14 protein-coding genes and 1 CRISPR repeat array are annotated in these 23,806 nt (G+C 44.2%); of the genes, 5 read left to right on the top strand and 9 right to left on the bottom strand.

All coding sequences use genetic code 11. The features are described from left to right. Positions 1 to 203: 203 nt before the first annotated feature. Positions 204 to 5,967: a CRISPR direct-repeat array (repeat unit 32 nt; unit sequence ATTTCAACTCACACGCTCACGTGGAGCGTGAC). Between the two features lie 159 nt (positions 5,968 to 6,126). The 7 genes from cas2 to cas3 all read right to left on the bottom strand — a co-directional run bounded on the left by cas2 (position 6,127) and on the right by cas3 (position 14,082). Then, complete coding sequence (gene cas2 / locus KQH97_RS03890; RefSeq protein ID WP_117891629.1) at positions 6,127 to 6,417, bottom strand: CRISPR-associated endonuclease Cas2; 291 nt, start codon at positions 6,415 to 6,417, stop codon at positions 6,127 to 6,129. Positions 6,418 to 6,428: 11 nt separating this feature from the next. Further along, positions 6,429 to 7,451, bottom strand: a complete 1,023-nt coding sequence (cas1c, locus tag KQH97_RS03885; RefSeq protein WP_216552839.1) for a type I-C CRISPR-associated endonuclease Cas1c — start codon at positions 7,449 to 7,451, stop codon at positions 6,429 to 6,431. Further along, positions 7,444 to 8,124 (bottom strand): CRISPR-associated protein Cas4, encoded by a 681-nt coding sequence (gene cas4, locus KQH97_RS03880; RefSeq protein ID WP_216552837.1) that lies wholly within the window; start codon positions 8,122 to 8,124, stop codon positions 7,444 to 7,446. The genes cas1c and cas4 overlap by 8 nt, the downstream gene beginning before the upstream one ends. Continuing rightward, a complete protein-coding gene (gene cas7c / locus KQH97_RS03875; RefSeq protein WP_216552835.1) occupies positions 8,124 to 8,990 on the bottom strand; it encodes a type I-C CRISPR-associated protein Cas7/Csd2 in 867 nt (288 codons plus the stop codon). Before cas7c ends, cas4 begins: the two co-directional genes overlap by 1 nt. A gap of 17 nt (positions 8,991 to 9,007) precedes the next feature. Further along, complete coding sequence (gene cas8c, locus KQH97_RS03870) at positions 9,008 to 10,858, bottom strand: type I-C CRISPR-associated protein Cas8c/Csd1 (protein ID WP_216552833.1); 1,851 nt, start codon at positions 10,856 to 10,858, stop codon at positions 9,008 to 9,010. After that, entirely contained in the window at positions 10,852 to 11,571 is a 720-nt protein-coding gene (gene cas5c, locus KQH97_RS03865) for a type I-C CRISPR-associated protein Cas5c (protein ID WP_216552831.1), read from the bottom strand. Before cas5c ends, cas8c begins: the two co-directional genes overlap by 7 nt. A gap of 306 nt (positions 11,572 to 11,877) precedes the next feature. Continuing rightward, positions 11,878 to 14,082 (bottom strand): CRISPR-associated helicase Cas3', encoded by a 2,205-nt coding sequence (cas3, locus tag KQH97_RS03860; RefSeq protein ID WP_216552829.1) that lies wholly within the window; start codon positions 14,080 to 14,082, stop codon positions 11,878 to 11,880. Between the two features lie 263 nt (positions 14,083 to 14,345). Between cas3 and KQH97_RS03855 the strand changes: the two genes are divergently transcribed. From KQH97_RS03855 to KQH97_RS03840, 4 genes are all read left to right on the top strand, one after another. After that, on the top strand, positions 14,346 to 15,593 hold the full coding sequence (locus tag KQH97_RS03855) for a CapA family protein (RefSeq protein WP_253286358.1): 1,248 nt from the start codon (positions 14,346 to 14,348) through the stop codon (positions 15,591 to 15,593). A gap of 348 nt (positions 15,594 to 15,941) precedes the next feature. Next, the gene (gene yicI, locus KQH97_RS03850) at positions 15,942 to 18,284 is read left to right on the top strand and encodes an alpha-xylosidase (protein WP_216552827.1); all 2,343 of its coding nucleotides are present in this window, start codon (positions 15,942 to 15,944) and stop codon (positions 18,282 to 18,284) included. A 157-nt stretch (positions 18,285 to 18,441) separates the two neighbouring features. After that, positions 18,442 to 18,846 (top strand): DUF3783 domain-containing protein, encoded by a 405-nt coding sequence (locus KQH97_RS03845; RefSeq protein WP_216552825.1) that lies wholly within the window; start codon positions 18,442 to 18,444, stop codon positions 18,844 to 18,846. Continuing rightward, positions 18,836 to 19,717 carry a DMT family transporter gene (locus KQH97_RS03840; protein WP_216552823.1) on the top strand — a complete coding sequence of 294 codons (882 nt, stop codon included), beginning with the start codon at positions 18,836 to 18,838 and terminating at the stop codon, positions 19,715 to 19,717. The genes KQH97_RS03845 and KQH97_RS03840 overlap by 11 nt, the downstream gene beginning before the upstream one ends. Before the next feature lie 69 nt (positions 19,718 to 19,786). On the opposite strand, the gene KQH97_RS03835 is transcribed toward KQH97_RS03840, so the two are convergent. Continuing rightward, positions 19,787 to 20,857: a type IV pilus twitching motility protein PilT gene (locus tag KQH97_RS03835; RefSeq protein WP_022286804.1), complete on the bottom strand. Its 1,071-nt coding sequence runs from the start codon at positions 20,855 to 20,857 to the stop codon at positions 19,787 to 19,789. 27 nt (positions 20,858 to 20,884) lie between these two features. Further along, the gene (locus KQH97_RS03830; RefSeq protein WP_117904380.1) at positions 20,885 to 22,564 is read right to left on the bottom strand and encodes a GspE/PulE family protein; all 1,680 of its coding nucleotides are present in this window, start codon (positions 22,562 to 22,564) and stop codon (positions 20,885 to 20,887) included. Positions 22,565 to 22,899: 335 nt separating this feature from the next. Between KQH97_RS03830 and KQH97_RS03825 the strand changes: the two genes are divergently transcribed. Continuing rightward, positions 22,900 to 23,724, top strand: a complete 825-nt coding sequence (locus tag KQH97_RS03825) for an A24 family peptidase (RefSeq protein WP_216552821.1) — start codon at positions 22,900 to 22,902, stop codon at positions 23,722 to 23,724. Positions 23,725 to 23,806 lie beyond the last annotated feature (82 nt).

The raw sequence follows: 23,806 nt of genomic DNA, 5'->3' as shown, positions 1-23,806 counted from the left end.
GAAGACTATGATCTGGAGATATTATATGAGTTACTGGGCTAACAGAAGAATCTGCACCGCCAACGGTGGGCTGCCTCCGGCAGTTCGAAGAAAGCTCTACTATGATCATATCTTTCTCGCTGCATAATTCTTGTTCGAATAAAATGTGTCAAGTGATATTGACAAAACCAATATGTTTATAAACGTGACCTTCGTAAGAATAAATTTCAACTCACACGCTCACGTGGAGCGTGACGGCTTTTCTTGTTCGTTTCTTTCAGCGCCTTGTCATTTCAACTCACACGCTCACGTGGAGCGTGACGCAGCCCAGGCGTCAGCGTCGGCACAGCAGACCGATTTCAACTCACACGCTCACGTGGAGCGTGACTCACCACGCCAAAGCACTTTCGTCATTTAGCAGACCGATTTCAACTCACACGCTCACGTGGAGCGTGACTGTCACGCCACCCTTAATATTTGTCTTTGTGACATTTCAACTCACACGCTCACGTGGAGCGTGACGCAAAGAATTACTACGGGATGACCGACAAGCAGGATTTCAACTCACACGCTCACGTGGAGCGTGACACGCCAGTCACGTATACTAGGCAGAAAAAAAAGATTTCAACTCACACGCTCACGTGGAGCGTGACAATAGACTTTTAGCACACCCATAGGGGCGTGTGATTTCAACTCACACGCTCACGTGGAGCGTGACGGTATTACGCAGTCAGCGTTAAGCCAGCGAGAAATTTCAACTCACACGCTCACGTGGAGCGTGACGATTTCATGAATCATATTCTCGAATACATGAAAACCATTTCAACTCACACGCTCACGTGGAGCGTGACGTATGCGGTGTGAGAATAGTTGCTTGCCAAGTTTATTTCAACTCACACGCTCACGTGGAGCGTGACTAATCACCTCGTCTTGGTACGCTTTCAGTGCTTTATTTCAACTCACACGCTCACGTGGAGCGTGACGACTGTTCCTTGCAGTCATGTGCTTTTCTTCTCGATTTCAACTCACACGCTCACGTGGAGCGTGACGCTACCTGATTAGCAAATGTTGTCTCAAAGAAGTCATTTCAACTCACACGCTCACGTGGAGCGTGACGCCGTTCCCTCAAAAATTTCAAGCCAGGCGAAATATTTCAACTCACACGCTCACGTGGAGCGTGACAATGACGTACTTTTGTATACTTGCACAAAATCAATTTCAACTCACACGCTCACGTGGAGCGTGACGTAAAAAATCCGTCGGCATGAGTGTCGGCGGAAATTTCAACTCACACGCTCACGTGGAGCGTGACGCCGAAGAGTGTGCACAGTGCATAGGAACGGCAGATTTCAACTCACACGCTCACGTGGAGCGTGACATACTGCTCAGGGGTTATCTTGCCCCTGTCAGCAATTTCAACTCACACGCTCACGTGGAGCGTGACCGGATAGATAATGCGGTGTCTGTGCCAGGCGGCCAATTTCAACTCACACGCTCACGTGGAGCGTGACGCTTGCCGTCATAGTCCATCTTCTTCACAGGCTCATTTCAACTCACACGCTCACGTGGAGCGTGACCAGTACGCATAACACCTTGCGTTTCTTGTCCGTATTTCAACTCACACGCTCACGTGGAGCGTGACTCTTTGCCCTCATAGCAGAAAACATTTTCATTCGCATTTCAACTCACACGCTCACGTGGAGCGTGACTTCATTTTGTCAGAGATGTTGTCAACGCTTGACATTTCAACTCACACGCTCACGTGGAGCGTGACTATCGACCCATTTTAATTGCAGTCATAGGAGTTATTTCAACTCACACGCTCACGTGGAGCGTGACGTTTTTCTCACTGATTTTTCGCATGTATTCCCAAATTTCAACTCACACGCTCACGTGGAGCGTGACGCACCACGTTGAACTAACGGACGGCGGCAAGTACAATTTCAACTCACACGCTCACGTGGAGCGTGACCATTGCCTGAGGGCTAGCCACTCAGGCGTAAAAATATTTCAACTCACACGCTCACGTGGAGCGTGACGTGCAGATACCGTTGAATTTGGATTTTGTGCCAATTTCAACTCACACGCTCACGTGGAGCGTGACAACACGCCCTGGGCTGACCTTTTCAGGCTATCAAATTTCAACTCACACGCTCACGTGGAGCGTGACACGAACAAGGTCTGATTTGCAAAACTGTTACCTGCATTTCAACTCACACGCTCACGTGGAGCGTGACTCTTAGCAACGCAGGGGCAGCACGTCTGTACAAAAATTTCAACTCACACGCTCACGTGGAGCGTGACATCGCACGTCAAGCAACCTCCCTCTCGTTATCTGCATTTCAACTCACACGCTCACGTGGAGCGTGACCGTCGGCAACGTTTATGACAATCCTGAACTTTTGATTTCAACTCACACGCTCACGTGGAGCGTGACCGGGTCGTGACGGATAACGTGTCGGATTAAGCGAATTTCAACTCACACGCTCACGTGGAGCGTGACTTTAACGAACAGCATACGGCGTTCAAGGCCATATATTTCAACTCACACGCTCACGTGGAGCGTGACAATCAAAAGATATTGCACACATTTGCACAAACAATTTCAACTCACACGCTCACGTGGAGCGTGACCACGTTTGTTATCTACAGTAATGACTATAAACGCATTTCAACTCACACGCTCACGTGGAGCGTGACTCGTAGACAACGAACGATGACTTGTTGTTTGCTATTTCAACTCACACGCTCACGTGGAGCGTGACCTTTATATGCTTTCATTTGCTCAACGGCTTTTGTCATTTCAACTCACACGCTCACGTGGAGCGTGACAATATGGGTCTGATAGAAAACACGCCTATAGGCATTTCAACTCACACGCTCACGTGGAGCGTGACCCCCTGCGTTGCTAAGATATGTACACGGCGGATATTTCAACTCACACGCTCACGTGGAGCGTGACTATCAGGCGGGCAGTTTCTTTTCTCACCCGTTGCATTTCAACTCACACGCTCACGTGGAGCGTGACCCATCTTCGGCTCTGCGTGCGGCGCATATTGGGATTTCAACTCACACGCTCACGTGGAGCGTGACGTCGTTGAGGTAGATGCAAACAACAAGGCTGTAATTTCAACTCACACGCTCACGTGGAGCGTGACAACAGCTGTTTGAGAGCAATTACCACAGTCGCAATTTCAACTCACACGCTCACGTGGAGCGTGACCTGATATCGTATAACTGAGATGTTATTTCCTCAATTTCAACTCACACGCTCACGTGGAGCGTGACTGCTGTCGATAAATCCCTTGTAATCGTCCTCTTTATTTCAACTCACACGCTCACGTGGAGCGTGACTGTACAATATTGCACGCAATAATATCACTATCAATTTCAACTCACACGCTCACGTGGAGCGTGACTCATTATGTATTTTGACGACGATGCCAGGGAACAATTTCAACTCACACGCTCACGTGGAGCGTGACGAGTGCCACTTCTCAACGAGTTTTGTGCGAGAATCATTTCAACTCACACGCTCACGTGGAGCGTGACGAAGAATTGGACGTGGAAATCGTCCGCCTTATCATTTCAACTCACACGCTCACGTGGAGCGTGACCACGTCCGTGTTGGTTTCCTCACCGAAGTTGACATTTCAACTCACACGCTCACGTGGAGCGTGACGTTAAGCAAAGAAGATATGTTCAAGCTTGCACAAATTTCAACTCACACGCTCACGTGGAGCGTGACTTTTCAGCTTTTGTCACTTTTATCCCTCCTAAAATTTCAACTCACACGCTCACGTGGAGCGTGACAGTGTCATCCCTATCACGAATAATTGAAGATAGCATTTCAACTCACACGCTCACGTGGAGCGTGACGTTGTTACAGCACTTTCGCCGATTATTTCCTGCATTTCAACTCACACGCTCACGTGGAGCGTGACTGGATAAATGCACAAAGTAAACACGCTATCAGTTTATTTCAACTCACACGCTCACGTGGAGCGTGACCCTTTTCCTCTTCCTCTTCGTCCTTTGCATCCAATTTCAACTCACACGCTCACGTGGAGCGTGACGGCATAATTTCCTCATCATATCGTCTAATATATGCATTTCAACTCACACGCTCACGTGGAGCGTGACGCATAATTTCCTCATCATATCGTCTAATATATGCATTTCAACTCACACGCTCACGTGGAGCGTGACTCTTGACCTCAGCTTGCATTGCAGATATGTTAACATTTCAACTCACACGCTCACGTGGAGCGTGACCAGGAATTTATTTGTGAATTACAACCAAATCTGCATTTCAACTCACACGCTCACGTGGAGCGTGACTGACGGAATACAGGGTGCAACAGCTGGAAAAACATTTCAACTCACACGCTCACGTGGAGCGTGACTATTCCTCGCAAACGGAGCTGATATCGTATAACTATTTCAACTCACACGCTCACGTGGAGCGTGACAGATTTCTTTTGCTTGTGGTATCTCAACACCGAGATTTCAACTCACACGCTCACGTGGAGCGTGACCTTTCAGCCATTACCCAACCTTCGCCGATTATCAATTTCAACTCACACGCTCACGTGGAGCGTGACACAAGGCGGATTTGCTAACACCTGTTCTTTCCGCATTTCAACTCACACGCTCACGTGGAGCGTGACGATAAATGCACAAAGTAAACACGCTATCAGTTTATTTCAACTCACACGCTCACGTGGAGCGTGACTTAGTAAAATCGGTAGAACGTGGCAATGAAAAAATTTCAACTCACACGCTCACGTGGAGCGTGACATGCTCATAAGAATAAAATTCTTCAAAATCTTTAATTTCAACTCACACGCTCACGTGGAGCGTGACTTCACCCATATTGACAAATCTTTAAGACTTGCAATTTCAACTCACACGCTCACGTGGAGCGTGACTTGTGTGGCACTATTTTTATGCCATGCAGAAAATTTCAACTCACACGCTCACGTGGAGCGTGACAGCTGGCTGTTGCCAATGTCAAACGGCTCAAACATTTCAACTCACACGCTCACGTGGAGCGTGACGCGGCGGCGGAATGGCTGATAAAATGTCAGGACGATTTCAACTCACACGCTCACGTGGAGCGTGACTTTGATCTTTGCGACATCACTTTGCTTCGCACAAAATTTCAACTCACACGCTCACGTGGAGCGTGACCCGAGTGCCAAGTGCCACATAGCTGACGATGAAAGATTTCAACTCACACGCTCACGTGGAGCGTGACAGATATGCAATCGGCAAAATCAAAGAGTATATCATTTCAACTCACACGCTCACGTGGAGCGTGACCAGTTCGTGTTTTAAGCATATCATTTGACAATGTATTTCAACTCACACGCTCACGTGGAGCGTGACTAACAACGTTGCGGTTGCCACGTTGCAACCGACGATTTCAACTCACACGCTCACGTGGAGCGTGACGTGTGATATTGCCGTTTTCAATAACTTCATTGTCAAATTTCAACTCACACGCTCACGTGGAGCGTGACATAGATATTATCATATAATTTCAGCGGACGTTGAATTTCAACTCACACGCTCACGTGGAGCGTGACATTAGGCGTGGTATTTAATGGCAAAATATCCGAATTTCAACTCACACGCTCACGTGGAGCGTGACTATTTTGGCACAACACCTACATCAATCCGAACGTCATTTCAACTCACACGCTCACGTGGAGCGTGACCGATAAATGCACAAAGTAAACACGCTATCAGTTTATTTCAACTCACACGCTCACGTGGAGCGTGACCGAAGTGGCGGAAAATACCTATATACACATGGAAATTTCAACTCACACGCTCACGTGGAGCGTGACGTGAAAACAACTCTTCCTGCCACAAATAGCCAAATTTCAACTCACACGCTCACGTGGAGCGTGACAGTTGCAAGCTGATTAAAGGTGTACATTTCAGCGTTATTTCAACTCACACGCTCACGTGGAGCGTGACCCTTGATGTTGTGTATATCTGGTGCTTGCTCAACGTGATGCGGACTTATTTTTTTATTTAATGGGTATCGATTTGATTTTGTTCACTGTGCATTCACAAATAGCATGGCATTTTCATGCGAACTTACTAGGGATTTGTGGATCACTTGGGGTACGCTGGTCAAAATATTAGGACACCTTCGGGGTCATAGGTCTCTTTGGTGCCGTAGTGTTCTATTCTATGCTTCCAATTGTTTCCTAAGTAATATATCCGCAGACTATCATGCTTTGGGTCTATTATTTTCAGAAGTTTATCTTTCACTTTCAGAAAAGTGCCATAGTCTACGTCTATTTCAAACACGCTGTTCTGCACTCGCTGACCATAATTTTGACACTCTTTGGCTACTTTTCTAAGCCTTGTTTTACCCTTATTATCTGTTGTTGATACATCATAGCTTACTAAGGTCATCATTTATATCACCTCTATTTCAGCAAATAGTTCGGGTACTCATCTAGCTCGCCACGGATATATTTTGCGAGAAGCGAGCTTTGCACATATGGGAGTAGCCCTTGCTGTATCTTTTCGCCCAGATATGGGTGGACTATGCTTGTGCGCTTACGCTCCTGCCATGCGGTGAGGACTTTTTTCTTGCCCTCTTTGGAGAGGTATACTGCGCCACTGACCTGAGTTTCAAAGTCCTCGGGCTTTATCATTTTCAAGTTTATCATGGTAAGCACAAGTCGCTCCACCACGCAACGAAATTCCTCTACAAGGTCGCAGGACAGGCTGCTTCTGCCTGAACGCAGGGCATGGTAAAAGCCGAGGCAGCTATCAAGTCCTACACTTTCAAGGGCTGACGTATATGATGAAATTGCGATAGTATACAGAAACGAGAGCATGGCGTTTACTCTGTCGAGGGGTGGGCGTTTGGTGCGGTTGGCAAGGTAAAAATCTTCTTTTTGGTGAAGTATCAGTCGGTCAAAAATATCAAAATATGCCTTTGCACAGCTACCCTCTATACCCATGATGATATCTTTATCGGCAGTTTCATAGACGGTCTTTATGCCGTTTTCAAGATATTTTATACAATCTGTAAGCGCTCCGTCACTGTTTATATCCGGGTTATCGTGGAGCGAACGTCTGATAAGATAACGTGTATTTGAAAGCTTTGCGGCGACAGTATTCCTGATAAGGTCGAGCTGAGGAATAGAAAAAAGCTCAAACTGCTCTTTTCGCAGATAGACGTTGCCCTTTGTTTTGCCCTGAATTCTTGCGAGGAATTTACCTTGAGGAGAAATAAAATTAACGGCTATGCCATACTCTGCACACTTGCCCATAAGCGCAGGTGAACAGCCCGAATAGCTGAAAATATAGATATCCTCGATATTGGTAAAAGGCACACGGAACCTCTCGCTGTCCTCTGCCCTGCACACTATGTTTTCGCCGTCAAGTGTGAGGTAGGCAGTTTCTTCGAGAATATAAAGTGAATTGAGCAGTTTACGCATTGTTTTCGCCTCCGTTCATGGAGAAAATCGTATTTTTCACGCTATATTTCTTCACTTTTGGAAAGCACATATCCGACAGTGAACAGCCTGAACATTTCTGACCTTTTACACGCTTTGGAATAATATCCGCTGCAAGTATCTCACGCATTTTTCCAAGATAGTCGCAAAGCATTTTATCATACTCTGCGCCCTGAATATCAAAGGGCAATTCTGATCGTCTGCGCACATCTGCATAGTACAGAAAACATCGGCTATTGCAATGAAATACGTTATCCACGCAAAGCTTCTGCGCATAGACTTGTATAGCGTCGGTCTGATTGAACTCCCCTGCTTTGGGTCTGGTGGGTTTATACTCCACAATTTCCACACGGAATGTGCCGTCCAGGGTATCTATATAGTCACCGCTTTTATCACGGACGAACTCGATACAATCTACAACTCCGAAAATATTGTACTTAGGGTCATCATTATACACTGACACGTCACTTCGGACGATCTTACGCTTATTTTCAAAGTTGCGCTCGCCGCTGTGGACGTTCTCATGGAGGAGGTTTGCTTTGACGACAAAGGCGTTTTCAGCCCAGTCGTCATTAACTTCTAAAAGAGCAAACCTGCGTGGACAATACATATAATGCTGTATGTCACGGATATTGATAGTTACATCTTCGCTCATCAGAGCTTTTCAATAAGGGTAACGCCCTCAGGCATATCCTTATCTATGGAGATATCATAGTCTGAGTAATGTCTTGGTGTTGTCACGCCGTCTTTGAGCTTAACCGACACCTTGTCAAAGAGGATATGTGCAGGGGCATTGCCCAGGGCGGAGTCATGCTTGAACACGATAAGCTTACGCATACAGAGCTTTCCTCTTGCGGCGCTTCTGTCATGCTCGAACATATTGATGATAGATGTCCAAAGAAGCTCAAGGTCGTCCTCGCTAAAGCCTGTTATCTTCTGAGCGAGCATTGCGGAAACATAGCCCTCGCCACGATAAAGCGCATATGGGATTATGCTCTTTTTGCCCATTTCGGTATCTCCGACCTTTTTTCTCTCTTCTGTTGTTTTCGCTTGCCTTGTGATAGAAATATTTTGTGCAAAAACAGGGTCGATACTTCTTGCAAAGTTGAGCTGGACAGGTCCTCTTACAATGCCGCATGGATCGTCACCTGTACTCATTACTGCGCCGAACGTTCTTACGTCAAAGTAGTTCTGACAGATGTAATCACGAGCCTGACGCTGTACGTCAGCAGGAGTTTCCTTTCCGCTTCCCTTTAAGCCTAACTCGTTATATGCTTCTGTGAACTTTGTGTTGAGTGCCCTATCTGCCTTGATAAGGATATTGTAGCCTGCTTCGCCCTCTTTGGTAAGCTCCACAAAGTTTCTTATCTTTCTCTTAAGGCACACGTCTGTAACGATGCCAAGGCTTGTTTCAGGGTCTGTTCTAGGCATATTGCCTGCGTCAGGGTCGCCGTTTGGGTTGCCGTTCTCAACGTCAAAAAGCATTACAAATTCATATCTGTTCTTGATTGCGTTTTCCATAATATTTCGTCCTTTCTTTATTCTTCTGATTTTGCTTCAGGTTTAACTTCAGAATTTTCTTCTGGCTTATCCTTTGACTTTTTTGTGTAAAGATCTCTGTACTGCTGTGCATAACCTACAATAAATCTGCCCTGATCGTCATTTGAAAGAGTCTGAGGGAACTCACCGTTCAGATCATCTATTATCTCAAGGCACTTATCATTGTAGTAATTACGAAGTTTCGAACTCTCAAACTTTTTCAAATGATTTTGTGAAAGCGAATAGAGTTTAGGAAATACAGTTGCAGGTCTTGAACAAGCTGATGAGAAATAAGTATCTTTGATAGTTGTGTTAATTGTTGCCTTTGAAGAATCCTGCTGGATCTTTTCAAGCACTGCGAAAAGTCTTCCGCAGAGATAAGCCTGATTTTTGTTTTCAAGGTCTAATGACATTTTGATCTCCTCCTTATTTTGTTTACGGTTTATGCAGCCTTTTATCAAGCCTGCCCTTGTATCATTGAGTTTTATAAAATGGTTTTTTTCCTCGTCACTGTCGGTCTTGACCCTTGTTATTACTGTGGAAAGCAGTTCGTCAGGGTATCTTGTACCTTTGAGTATTGCTTCAAAAAGTGCGGCGGTGAGAGGTGACGGAACTTTTTCTTTAGACGATTTTGGTGAGATAAGCTCACGCTTGATACGCTCAATGCTTACTTGATGCTGACCCTCAGTAAATGAAATATCCTGCTGATGTTTGAGTACATTGTCAAATATCCTGCCGAACTTATCATGGAAGATGAACTTCTGGGATATTCTTGAACTGTTTGGGGTAAAGCCTGCAACGTAAAATTCTACGTTAGGGTCATATGGCATATCGGCTGTCCTGCCCTGTTTAAGCTGGGTCATGACAGTGTTTATGTTTCGGTCGGCTTCGGTCACAACGGTTTTATTTAATTCGTCCTCAAATCCGCTGAACATACCGGCAAACATATTGCATTCTTCTGCATCGTTCTTCTTCATTGCGAAATAGACTATTGTCATGTCGTCAAAAGTCTTGTAATGGCTTCTGTCAGCAAGCAGAGAATTAAGCGCAGAGGTATACATTTTCATGGCTTTCTCAGAAACATTGCTGTTATATGACTGCTTCTTGCCATAGGATTCAAAGGCAGATTCTTTCATACCAACAAGAACACAGCCTGAGGACATTCCGCCCTTGATACCCTTTATCTTATCATGGATACGGGCTTGCGGGAGCTTCTCACCAAGAATGGAACAGGTGGATAGTTCGGTATCGTCACTGTCGCTGTCGGCGTTAAGCTGGGCGAGATAATCTTCATAGGCAGCTTTGAATTTGCTGTCATTGTGAAGTTTTATTTCAGGAGAGCCGTCAAGTCCAAACTCATAGTAGGAGCTTGAATACTCCTTGCCTAAAGCAAGAAGGTGTGGGTTTTGGGTTTCCTGCTCGGGGTCCCATGTATGGATAAAGTTAAGATAGGCTTTACAAATAGGCGAGTCGATATTCTCAAAGAACTTCTCATTCCATTCGCAAAAGCATTTGTGTGATTTTGCCGCTTTGTTGGTAGCGTCAGTAGGGGTCAAAGTTCCTTTATCATAGTTCAGACCGAATATGTAGAGTGGTCTGTGTTCGATCGTGTTTTTGTCTATGCCCGGTTTCTGCGTTCTTACAGGAAGCTGTTCCATTATCGGAACGTAATTCGTTTTAGTTTTGCCATTCTTCAAATTAATGATCTTCGGCTCTTTTACATCATTTATCGCAGCTATCTTGCCCTCGGGGGTAAGAAGAATTTCAAAGTGTATGGCTTGCTTACAATAGCCTGCAGGAGTTTTATTTTCCTGCAAAGCACTGTAATCACACAAGGCTTTAATCAGCATTTAATCTCCTCCCTGTATTTTGCAACATCAATAACACCGTCTATCATATGCGGACGGTAGAAAACTGCGTCGGCCTTGTCAGAAAACTTAGGGTCATTCCAATCATTATTGACAGGCTTGCCTCCGTCCTCAAACTTCATGCCGTAAAGCATAAAGCCAAGGTCTTTATCGCCCATATTTTGCGGTGCTATCTGTGTAAGGTCAAAGTCGTCAACAAGTTCAATACTCTTTATTGCAAATTCACGGCAGCCAAGGCATGGCTGTCTGAAATGCTGGCCGTTTCTGAGACGTCTGAGCATTATGTTATAATGCTTCTCATCAGATTCGTCAGAGTGGTCTGATTTAAGATAGGTGCGCTCAAACGTGAACTCGATACCGTATTTCACATTTTTCAACACCATTGCCGCTCGCTGACTTCGTATCTCCGAGGTGTACATATCCGCCGAGCCTCCGCCTTTCATTTGCTGTTTCACTGATGATAACAGCAGCTTATCTTTGACCTCGTTTCGTCGGATATTGGTAAACTCGATAGGGTTGAACACCACTATTTTGTTTATTTGGTAGCGCACGGCAGGCTTCCAATACACCGATTTGATAAGCCCCTCCAATGCGCTTGGGGTGGGTACGTCGTAACTTACCCTCTCAACTTTCATTTCAGGTCGCGAAAAGCAAGCGTAGTCACCTGTCACGATGATCTTAAAACCATAGCTCATTTTTACATCGCTCCTTTTAAACTTATATTTGTATTTGGTACATTACTTTTGCTCTACATATATGATACACCATTATGAATAAAATATCAATAGTTTTCATGTATAAAAAAAGTGTCGGATTTTCGGCATATTGCACAATTCTTTGTTCAGTGGTTTGTGGTATAAAAACGTTGACTTTTTAAACTTATGTTTGTATAATATATTTGTCTATGCCTTACGCATATGTGAGTCGAAAAATATTCGTATTCGGTACGATATGGAATGCAGCAAGTGGCAGACTGTCTTGGTGGCAGCCTGCCATTTGTTTTAGATAAAATAATCCTGCATTGCGGCTTGGGTGTTCAAACCTGTTTCATTATTATAATAGCTCTGATTTTCAAGAATGAATATGCCTGTACCGTGATCGTTAAGAACACCCTGAGAATAGAGATCCTTGAAAACATTCATATAGACGGACACTGAATATTTCTGCAATGCTCTTCTTACTGACATATCACCATTACGCAAGGTTTCAACAAGTTCATGGCAAGTCTGGTCGTTAGGATCGTCGATAACGATAGAGATAGTGTCGGCGGAGATGTATTCAAACTGCATTGCATAGCTTCGGAATGGTATGCTGTATGGTAACATTAAGCCTTGGCGGTCGAATGAATTGCTTTGTTCGTTATATTTTGCAATAGAGTTTTCAGCTATACGACTTTGGTTGAAGTCGAAAATGCCGTCGTAGTATTCTTTAATACAATCATAGGAAGTTATGTCTTGGTACTTTTCCAGCAAACCTTTGGTCTTGTTAATTCGCATGGAAAGGTCGCTTCCCTTGCGGTATGTTTCGTCAATGTCAAAAACGTACACATAGCCCTTGTCATCTTTACCCTCACGATTACATCTGCCCCCTGCCTGCAAAATACTGTCTAATCCTGAAAGCTGGCGGAAAACTGTGTTAAAGTCAAGGTCAACGCCTGCTTCTACAAGTGAAGTTGAAACTACTGTGATATGCTCGCCATTTTCAAGCTTATTTCTTACTACTTCTATGACACGGCTTCTGTGGGCTGGGGTCATATTGGCGGAAAGGTGATATTTTTCACCTTGAACAAGATTGTAAAGCTCTGCCGCTGTTTTCTTGGTATTCACAACTATCAGGGCATTTTTACACCGAGAGGCATTTTCTGCAATGGTTTCAAGAGTGGTTCTGCCCATGTCTTTATATTCGCATTTCTTGAAATACTTAAAATTGGTTCGGTTGGTAACAAGCTTATTATAGTTCACATCAGGCAGGAACTTATCAAAAAGCTTAGAATAATCGGGCATTGTGGCGGAGAGAAAAAGGGCTTCGCTGTTAAGATACTTTGTTATATAGCCCACAGCTTTAAGGCAGGGGCGCAGGAGATTTGTTGGAATTAGGTGTATTTCATCAAAAACTATCACGCTGTCACGGAGGTTATGAAGCTTTCGCAGGGCTGAGCCTTTATAATGGTATAGGGATTGGAAAAACTGCACGCTTGTGGTGATTATAAGTGGTGCGTCCCAATTTTCGCAGGTCCTTTTGAGCTTCTCTGCGGTTTTCTTTTCTTCCTCTGTGTCGCCGTCATAGGAATAGTTTGAATGGTGCTGTAGGACAGGGAGAACGTCGCCGAACATTTTTTCAAACTTATTAGCGGTCTGTTCTATTATACTTGTGTAAGGTATGACGTATATGATTCTCTTCTTTCCGCTCTCTAAGGCTAGTTTCAAACTACATAAGGTTTTTCCGCTACCTGTTGGCATATCAAGAATTGAAATATGACTTTTATTGACCGAATTATCAAAAGCTTGTTGCTGGATACGGCTTCTTGCTTGCCTTAACGGGTTATCTGACGGCATATCACTTAATTCTCTGTTCAGTTTATCAAGTGCCTTTTCAAAATCACCGCTCATGCCACGTTTAACATTTTTATTGCAAAATCTTTCGGTATCGAGAAAGTCTGCGTCTGTCAGGCAAGAGAACACGTACTTGGTGAAAAAAGCGTAACGTTCTATAAGCTCGGTGGGGTTTGGGGCAGAGCGCAGTTCATTGTACGGCGGTGTTATTTCTTCCTGAGTCAGTGTGGCAAAGTCTATCTCAGTGGTGTATACGCTGTAGTCATTATCGCCTGTGTATTCATTTTTTCTTTTTAAAGTGCCGCTAAGAGTCGGGCTGTCAGAGTTGTCTGCGACTGTGCCGCCGTCCATAAGTCCTGTGTGGTGTCCTGCGATGCAATACTCCATAAGGGGTGCGAAACAATCGTTTTTATCTGCAAGTGTTTTATACTCTATAGCTCCACAGGCGGCGTGGCTGAATTTTACTTTGTCATTATCAAGCCGTTTCTGAAAGTTAAGAGCATACTTACCTATATCGTGATACAGGCTCGCTTTTTTCGCAATGGGTTTCAAAAGGTCTACTGAAAATTTTTCTGCTTTTTCACTTACTCCTGTGAGATGGGCTTTTACAGTTTGCCTTTCACCGTCCTCACGGGTGTGTGCGTAATATTCCATGGTCATTCCTCCTTTTTTAGATAGACAAATCTATCTGTGTATTTATTATAGCATACAATTTAATACTTGCGGGGAAAATTTTTGTACACATAAACAAATATTTGTACAAATTGTTATATTTTTATTATAATACATTATAATATATAGGTCAACATAAAGCATTCGACATTTTGAAAATTTGACTTGATTATTATTTAAAAATGTGTTAAAATTAAACTGTAAGTAAATTTGTATTTTTTTTAAATGTTATGAGAGGAATTTATATGAAGTACAGACTTTTATACAATAAGATCACAATGGTGGTTCTTTCGGCGGTGTTGTCGCTGAGTGCTGTATCATGCGGTAAGCTTGACACAAGCAAGCTTGACGGAAACGCTTTGACAGTGACCGAAACCGAGAGCAAAGCGGAAGTCAAAAAAACTGAGGACAGCTCCAGCAAAAAAGAGGTCAAGGTGAAGGAAGAAGAAAAGGAACATCCAAGCTACACCTGCTCGCTGGTTTGCGTGGGCGACAACCTTATACACGACAACATTTATAATGAGGCGCTAAAGCTTGGCGGTGGTGAAAAATATGATTTCACGCAGGCTTATGAACACGTTACAAAGTACATAGAAGGCACTGATGTGGCTATAATCAATCAGGAAACGCTTGTAACAGATAGCGTTGAACCACAAAGCTATCCTATGTTCGCATCACCAACGGCTGTGGGCGACAAGATAGTTGACATGGGGTTCAATGTGGTTTCTATGTCAAACAATCATGTTCTTGACCAGGGTGAAGAGGGGCTTATAAGCTCTCTTGATTACTGGGACACAAAGGGCATTGTGCATTACGGTGCTTATCGTTCGCAGGAGGACGCTGACACTATCAAGACCATGGAAGTCAACGGAATAAAGTTCGCTTTTCTGGGATACATGGAGCACACCAACGGCAATTATCTCAGCGGTGATGGTGCTCAGGTGATATATCTTGATGAAGAGGACAAGATAAAGGCTCAGATAGAAGAGGCTGACAAAATGGCGGACGTTGTTGTGGTTTCATGTCATTACGGCACAGAGATACAGAACGAGCTTAACGAACAGCAGACAGAGATAACGCCTAAGCTTGTGGAGTGGGGTGCTGACCTGATAATAGGCACGCAGGCGCACACTATCAGCACTTGCGGATATCTTGACAAGCCTGAGGGCGGACAGGCGTTCGTTTACTATGGTTTGGGCAACTTTATTTCGACTATGTATGACACAAAGTCGCTAGTGGGACTTATTGGCAAGCTCAATGTTGTTAAAGACCCTGACACCAATGAGGTGACATTCGAGAACGTTAAGGCGATACCGATAATATCGCACTTTGAGGGTGATTCATACTATGGCGATTGGTACAACTGCACTGTTTATCCTTATGCGGAATACACTGACGAGCTGTTTGCCAAGAATTATGTTGAGGGCTTCACTCGTGAGAGTGTGGAGCAATGCTTGTCTTATATACCTGATGAGTTTCTTAGTATTGAGTAGTCGGGGCAATATGTAGTGGACGGCGCCCTCGACGTCCCATTTGCAAAGTTAATTAAGAATATGATGTTTCTGCGGACGACTTTTATGCCGTCCGCTTTTTTTGGGGTATCATGTAAAGGTTTACATATATCTTAATAAATTTATATAATGTAAATATCAATTCATGAAATGTTTACATTAAAATATGCTCAATCCATTAAAATACTCGCACAAATCACTTTTTTACTATTGCAATTTAGGCAAATATGCTATAAAATATACATATAAGGGGAGGAACGGACTTCCCGATAAAATTTTCATTTTTTTATATTCTGAAAACTATTTTAAATTTACAGGAGGGTTTATTACATGAAATTTGCTGACGGTTTCTGGCTCAACCAGAGAGGCTACGAAGTAAACTATGCAAATCAGGCTTTCGAGATCGAAGAGATCGAAAACGGATTCCTCGTTGTGGCAACACCTTTCGTTGTATACAACAGAGCTATGATGCTCGGAAGTGCTAACCTTGAGATCGCTTACACTTCAACTCAGGAGAACTGCGTAAAGGTAAGCATCACACATCACAAGGGTCATGTTGACAATGGTCCGCACTTTGTTCTCGAGAACAAGGGCTTCAAGCCACAGGTAACTGTTACAGACAAGGAAGCCGTACTTGTTACAGGCGACACAAAGCTCGTTGTTTCTAAGGAAAACTGGAGCTTCACATACTATTATAAGGATAAGAAACTCACAAGTGGTGGCTGGAGATCGACAGGCGTTATTTTCGAGAGTGCTTACAAGCAGCAGGCAAGACTTCAGACACAGCTCGATGACACATTCTGGAGCTACCCTGCCGATCCTACAAGAACATACATCAGAGAGCAGTTTGACACTTCTGTTGGCGAATATTTCTACGGCTTCGGCGAGAAATTCACAACATTCACTAAGAACGGTCAGAACGTTGAGATATGGAACGCTGACGGAGGCACTTGTTCCGATCAGTCTTACAAGTCTATCCCATTCTATCTTTCTTCAAAGGGCTACGGTGTATTCGTAAACAGCACTGACAAGGTTTCATATGAGGTTTGCTCTGACACTGTTTCTAAGGTATCCATGACAGTTCCTGGTGAGAGCCTTGAATACTATGTATTCGGCGGTGCTAACCTCACTGACGTACTCAAGGGCTACACTGACCTTACAGGCAAGCCTTCACTGCCGCCTGCATTCTCATTTGGTCTGTGGCTCACAACTTCATTTACAACAACTTATGATGAGGAGACTATCACATCATTTATCGATGGCATGGCTGAGAGAGATATTCCTCTTCAGGTATTCCACTTTGACTGCTTCTGGATGAAGGGCTTTGAGTGGTGTAACTTTGAGTGGGACAAGTCACAGTTCCCTGACCCACCTGCAATGCTCAAGAGACTGCACGAAAACAAGGGTCTGAAAACTTGCGTATGGATCAACCCATATGTTGGTCAGCGTTCAAAGCTCTTTGACGAGGGTATGAAGAACGGCTACTTCATCAAGAAAACTGACGGCTCTGTATTCCAGTGCGATGAGTGGCAGCCTGGTATGGCTATTGTTGACTTCACTAATCCTGAGGCTTGCAAATGGTATGCAGGATATCTGAGAAAGCTCTGCGAAATGGGTGTTGACACATTCAAGACAGACTTCGGTGAGAGAATACCTACAAGAGATGTTGTTTACTATGACGGCTCTGACCCTATCAAGATGCACAACTTCTACACATATCTTTATAACGAGTGCGTATTCAACGTACTGAAAGAATATTTTGGAGAAAACAAGGCTTGCTTGTTTGCACGTTCTGCTACAGCAGGCGGTCAGAAGTTCCCTGTTCACTGGGGCGGAGATTGCTCAGGCAACTACAACTCAATGGCTGAGGTTGTAAGAGGCTGTCTGTCACTTTGTATCTCAGGCTTTGGTTACACTTCACATGACATGGCAGGCTTTGAAGCCACTGCTACACCTGACATTTACAAGAGATGGGCTGCGTTCGGTATGTTCTCATCACATTCAAGACTGCATGGTAACCAGTCATACAGAGTGCCATGGCTCTTTGATGAGGAATCCTGCGACGTTCTGCGCTTCTTCACAAAGCTCAAGGGCAAGCTCATGCCTTATCTGTGGGCTCAGGCTATCAAGACACACGAGGTCGGCGTACCTGTAATGAGAGCAATGGTCATCGACTTTGCTGACGACCCAACTTGCCTGACGCTTGACAGACAGTATATGTTCGGCGACAACATTCTTGTTGCTCCTATCCTTAATGACGAGGGTATCGCTGAATACTACGTTCCAGAGGGCAAGTGGACAGATATTATCACCGGCAAGGTTCTTGAGGGCGGCAAGTGGTATAAGCACAAATGCTCATACTTTGAGATACCTGCTCTTGCTAAGCCAAACAGCATTATTGCATACGGTAACTTTGAAAGACAGATAGAGTATGATTATCTTGAGGGTACAACATTCACTATCTACGAGCTTGAGGACGGCAAGAGTGCAGTTTGCCCTATTTATGACACTGAGGCAAACAAGGTATTCGAGCTGACTGCTACAAGACACGGCAACAAGATCGAGTGCGAATACACTGACACAAAGGCAAGCTTCAAGATCGCTGTGGCTAACACAGACAAGACTGTTGAAATTGCTCCTAACTTCAGTGGCAAGGTAATTATTGAACTCTAATGACTAAATAAAATCATCGCTCCGAGAGATCGGGGCGATTTTTTTGCGTTCACACATAAAATCGGGGGAAATGAGGGTAAAAATTCTGTATATTTGCTCTTGAAGAAAATATGAGATTGGGGTATAATATAGATAGTACGATTTGAGGAGTAATTTTATGAAGTCAAGAATAAGAAGTGCTATACCGAAAAAGATAATCGGCATAAATATCAGTTCGCAAAAGCGTGATATCATTGAAGATATTGCTAAAAGCGAAAATGCGGAGGCTGTTTTCTTTGGCAATGAGGTAATGGGACAGCAGGTGGGATATCTTTGCGGTTTCAAGGGCTTTGAAAGGTCTGAAAAAGAGGGCGAGGAAATCACGGATGAGTGCCTTATTTTTTCAGGCATTGACGGCAGGAGCCTTGACCCTATACTGAAAAAACTCAGGGAGAAAGGTGCGGCGGTGGAGCTAAAAGCCATTGTCACGGCACACAATCAAAGTTGGAACGTTGGCGAGCTTATAAAGGAGTTGAGGCGTGAACACATTTACATGAACGGAGGTGACAGAGATGAAAAGTAAATACAAGGCTATTATTTACATTATTTTGTCAGCGTTTTCGTTTGCATTTATGTTCGCATTTGTACGGCTTTCGGGAGAATTACCGACGGTGCAAAAGACGTTTTTCAGAAATTTTGTGGCGTTGTTTTTTGCTATCGGCGTGCTAAAGAAAAATCACATACGCTTTCATATTGATGGCAAAAAGAACAATGCGGTCATTTTTGTGAGGGCGTTTGCTGGCACGCTAGGAATGCTTGGAAACTTCTATGCCATAGATCATCTTGTGCTGTCTGACGCTTCCATGCTAAACAAAATGTCACCGTTTTTCGTAATCATTTTCTCTTTTATTTTCCTTAAAGAGCGGCTGACTTTCTTTCAGGGTTTCACTGTAATTTGTGCATTTATAGGAAGCTTGTTTATCATCAAGCCGAGTTTTCAGAATGTGGACTTCTTCCCTGCCCTTATCGGTTTTCTAGGAGGAATGGGAGCGGGACTTGCTTACGCTTGCGTAAGATACTTAGGACAGCATGGAGTAAATGGTGCGGTGATAGTTGCATACTTCTCGGGATTTTCCTGCTTGTTTACCCTGCCATTTCTAATATTAGATTTCCACCCTATGACGATTTTTCAAATACTTTGTTTATTGGGAGCTGGCGCAGGTGCGGCAGGCGGACAGTTCGCTATAACTGCGGCTTACACTCACGCTCCTGCAAGGGAGATATCGGTTTATGATTACTCGCAGTTGATATTCACAACTATCCTTGGATATTTCCTATTTGGCGACATTCCTGACGGCTGGAGCTTTCTTGGATATTTCATTATCATTGCAATGGCTGTGCTTGTTTTTCTTTACAACAACGTATGGCACAATGACAGCGAGGTCAAGGGCTGACAAAATGGTAAACAAAAAGAGCGTTTTTACTTTCTCGGTAAAAACGCTCTTTATTATTAATATTGTAGTTTAAGCTCCGCCTGCGATAAATCTCTTGAGATCCTGTGGGTTTACGCACTTTTCAAGCGCAACGTCCATAGAAATAGTTCTTGAACGAACGAGCTTTGCAAGCTCCTGATCCATGGTCTGCATTCCTGTTGCTTTACCTGTCTGCATTGCTGAACCGATAAGATGCACCTTATCGTCACGGATCATAGCTTTGATAGAGTCTGTTGCATTAAGAATCTCACAGCAAGCTACACGGCTTGTGCCGTCGAATGTACGGCAAAGTGTCTGAGTACAGATACCTACAAGAACGGAAGCAAGCTGAGTTCTGATCTGATGCTGCTGGTGAGCAGGGAAAACGTCGATGATACGGTCGATAGTTGACGGTGCGGACGTTGTATGAAGTGTACTCATAACAAGGTGTCCTGTTTCAGCGGCGGTAACAGCAGCTTCGATAGTCTCGAAGTCACGCATTTCTCCTACGAGGATAATGTCCGGGTCCTCACGGAGAGCAGCACGGAGAGCAAGTGAGAAGCTCGGTACGTCAGGTCCGATCTCTCTCTGGTTTACCATACATCTCTTATGAGCGTGCATATACTCGATAGGGTCCTCAATTGTGATGATATGAGCTGATTTATGGATATTTACATGGTCGATCATTGCGGCAAGAGTTGTTGACTTACCTGAACCGGTAGGGCCTGTTACAAGCACAAGTCCACGAGGTCTCATTGAGAACTCTGCAAGGATAGGTGGCAGGTCAAGGTCGGTAAGGGTCGGGATATCGTTTCTCAAAAGACGGAGAGCGATTGCCGTGTTTCCTCTCTGACGATACACGTTTACACGGTGACGGAAACCTCTTGATGATACATATGTAAAGTCTGTATCAATATGATCTTTGATAGACTGACGCTGCTTATCTGTACACATATCCTCGCATATTTTGAGAATTTCGATCTCAGTCATATCAGGATATGAGGAAAGCTTTCTCAAGTTACCGCCCTGTCTAACTATCGGCGGAATACCTACGGTGAAGTGCAGGTCGGAACAGCCAAGGGCTCTTGCTTCATCAAGAATTTTGTTAATGTCGATTGCCATTAGAATTTACCTCCATATATTTCTTTTTTATACAGCATATGTTACACGGATAAGTTCGTCCATTGAGGTCTTGCCTTGCTGAACAAGCTCTGAAACGTTGTCACGAAGCAGGTGACAGCCCTCTTTCTTTGCAAGCTCCTGAATTTCGTCAGCTTTTGCTCCCCTTGTGATAAGAGCCTGCATAGACGGTGTTGCGAGAAGGATCTCATGGATAGCGGTTCTTCCCTTATATCCTGTGTTATTGCACTTTGGACAGCCACATGGGTCGTACACCTGTACTGAATGGTCAAGACCCATAAGCTCATTTTCTTCCTCAGTTGACATTCTAGGCTTTTTGCACTCAGGGCAAAGCACCTTTGTAAGACGCTGAGCAACGATACCGATAAGTGAGGTTGCGACCATGTATGCCTCAACGCCCATATCCACAAGTCTTGTTACAGTAGAAGCGGCGTCATTGGTATGAAGTGTTGACAGAACAAGGTGTCCTGTGATAGCGGCACGAATAGCGATCTCGGCAGTTTCAGCATCACGCATTTCTCCGACCATTATGATGTCAGGGTCCTGACGGAGGATAGAACGAAGGGCTGCACCGAATGTCATGCCTGCCTTTTCGTTTATCTGGCACTGGTTTATGCCGTCGATCTTTTTCTCGACTGGGTCTTCGACAGTGATAACGTTGTTGCTTGGTTTAGATATTTCGCCAAGTGCGGCGTAAAGTGTGGTAGATTTACCTGAACCTGTAGGGCCTGTTACAAGGACAACACCCTGTGGCACTTTAAGGCAAGACTCAAATCTCTTATAGTTATACTCGGTCATACCCAGGTCGGTTATTTTTCTAAGGGACATATCGCCTGTTGCGAGGATACGGAGAACGACTTTCTCACCGTACACCATTGGAAGGTTAGATACACGGAGGTCAAGTGTTGTGCCGTCAACGACCTGCGACATACGGCCGTCCTGTGGGACACGTTTCTCGGCGATATTCATACCGCTCAAGATCTTGAAACGGGTAACAAGCGAAGTATGAAGTGCGGCGGAAAGAGTCATAAGCTCGATAAGGTCGCCGTTTACACGGATACGGATAACGGTTTTATCCTTGAATGGCTCGATATGTATATCCGTTGCGTCCTGACGCTGGGCGTTCTCGACGATAGCGGTAGCAAGTTTAACGATAGGAGCGTTCTCAATTCTCTCCTCGGAGATATCCTTGAGTTCTTCAAGGTTAAGCTCTTCCTCTTTTTGCTTTGTAGCTTCGTCAACAACGGAGTTAACCTGACCTTCTGAGTACATCTTACCGATTGCACGGTTGATAGATGACTTTGTGGCAAGGACAGGTGTTATGCTGCAGCCTGTGATAACACGGAGATCCTCGAAAATATAGAAGTTGATAGGGTCATTAGTTGCAACGGTCATACGCTTGCCTATTTTGCTGACTGCGATGACGTTATACTTTCTTGCAGTTGCCTCAGGTATCTTCTTGACTATATCAGGCATAAGCTCAGTATTATCAAGGTCGATATAGGACACATTCAGTCGCTCGGCGAGGACCTGACAGAACTGAACATCGGTAACGAGCTTCATGTCAATAATGACATCACCAAAAAGTCTTCCCTTTTGCTCCTTCTGTTTGGCAAGGACTTCCTGAAGCTGTTCTTCAGTTATAAGACCTTTCTGTACCAGATACTGACCGATAGGGCCGTTTCTCATATATATTACTCCAATCCTCCGCATTGATTTAGGGATCCGACGCTGCGGAAACGTCTGCTGCGGTGCAAAAACCGCAAAAAAATCATATTATCTATTGTAATCTTCATGAAAGTATGATAAAATTAATGTACTAAGGCAATACTGCACAAGGATTGTGCGTAAGATGCGTAGTCAGATTTTTCGTTAGCTTGTATAGAAACGACACAGGAATACTTTCGTATTTCAAGGAGTATCTGTGCAAGATAACGGAAAATCTGCAAGCAGATTGCGTGCAAAGCCGCTAGGCGTGCCTTGTGCGGTATTGCCTTAACTAATGAATCCAAAGGAGGATCACTGTGGATAATTTAACCTTATCATACATAATCATTTATGTATTTGTGTTCATTTTCGGAGCGTGCATAGGCAGTTTTCTTAACGTCTGCATATACCGATTGCCGAAAAATGAGAGTCTTATCAAGCGAAATTCTCACTGTATGACCTGCGGTGAGCCAATCAAACGGCGTGACCTGATACCGATAGTAAGCTGGTGCATACTTCATGGAAAGTGTCGAAGCTGCGGTGCAAAGATATCGGCAAGATACACTATAGTTGAAACGCTGAACGCACTGCTTTACTTATGGGTATTCTATCACTTCAATGGAATTTTCAATCCGCTTCGTGCAGCACTTGTCTGTCTGTTATTCTCTGCTCTTATCGTTGTATTCTTCATGGACTGGGACACTCAGCTTATCAACACATATGTGGTGATATTCATAGGTTTGCTTGGTGTTGCGGAATACATCTTCTGCAAAGATCAGACGGGACTTACGCTTAAATCACACTTGATCGGATTTTTCATTGTGAGCGTGCCTTTGCTTATTATTTGTCTTATCACACATGAGAAAGCAATGGGCATGGGAGATGTATATCTCATGGCAGCCGCAGGGTTGTTTCTCGGAATGCAGGGTGCTTTGGTAGCGCTTCTTATCGGACTGATAACAGGTTCGATCGGCGGACTTATCCAGAAGCACCGCAGCGGTGATTCAGTATTTGCATTTGGTCCATATCTCTCCATAGGAATTGCTGTTGCAGCCTTGTACTCAGAGCAGATTGGTTCATGGTACATGGACTTTACTGGTCTTAACGAGATGATGAACGAAGCAATGCTGATAATAAGATAATTGCAAATTCCGCAGTTTGATACTGCGGAATTTTTTTGCTCAAAAAATCCTCTTAATAGAAGTTTTCTGTTAAGGGGATTTT

Source organism: Ruminococcus sp. MSJ-25, assembly GCF_018917825.1.
GTDB classification, from domain to species: domain Bacteria; phylum Bacillota; class Clostridia; order Oscillospirales; family Ruminococcaceae; genus Hominimerdicola; species Hominimerdicola aceti.
Note: the sequence above shows the minus strand (reverse complement) of the source record. Positions and strands in the feature narration are given on the sequence as shown.

What these genes read in the sequence shown, in the direction of transcription:
- KQH97_RS03845 (WP_216552825.1), top strand. Translation starts at nt 18,442, where the DNA reads ATGAAGTCAAGAATAAGAAGTGCTATACCGAAAAAGATAATCGGCATA.
- yicI (WP_216552827.1), top strand. Translation starts at nt 15,942, where the DNA reads ATGAAATTTGCTGACGGTTTCTGGCTCAACCAGAGAGGCTACGAAGTA.
- cas7c (WP_216552835.1), bottom strand. Translation starts at nt 8,990, where the DNA reads ATGGAAAACGCAATCAAGAACAGATATGAATTTGTAATGCTTTTTGAC.
- cas2 (WP_117891629.1), bottom strand. Translation starts at nt 6,417, where the DNA reads ATGATGACCTTAGTAAGCTATGATGTATCAACAACAGATAATAAGGGT.
- cas8c (WP_216552833.1), bottom strand. Translation starts at nt 10,858, where the DNA reads ATGCTGATTAAAGCCTTGTGTGATTACAGTGCTTTGCAGGAAAATAAA.
- cas4 (WP_216552837.1), bottom strand. Translation starts at nt 8,124, where the DNA reads ATGAGCGAAGATGTAACTATCAATATCCGTGACATACAGCATTATATG.
- cas5c (WP_216552831.1), bottom strand. Translation starts at nt 11,571, where the DNA reads ATGAGCTATGGTTTTAAGATCATCGTGACAGGTGACTACGCTTGCTTT.
- KQH97_RS03835 (WP_022286804.1), bottom strand. Translation starts at nt 20,857, where the DNA reads ATGGCAATCGACATTAACAAAATTCTTGATGAAGCAAGAGCCCTTGGC.
- KQH97_RS03855 (WP_253286358.1), top strand. Translation starts at nt 14,346, where the DNA reads ATGAAGTACAGACTTTTATACAATAAGATCACAATGGTGGTTCTTTCG.
- KQH97_RS03830 (WP_117904380.1), bottom strand. Translation starts at nt 22,564, where the DNA reads ATGAGAAACGGCCCTATCGGTCAGTATCTGGTACAGAAAGGTCTTATA.
- cas1c (WP_216552839.1), bottom strand. Translation starts at nt 7,451, where the DNA reads ATGCGTAAACTGCTCAATTCACTTTATATTCTCGAAGAAACTGCCTAC.
- KQH97_RS03840 (WP_216552823.1), top strand. Translation starts at nt 18,836, where the DNA reads ATGAAAAGTAAATACAAGGCTATTATTTACATTATTTTGTCAGCGTTT.
- cas3 (WP_216552829.1), bottom strand. Translation starts at nt 14,082, where the DNA reads ATGGAATATTACGCACACACCCGTGAGGACGGTGAAAGGCAAACTGTA.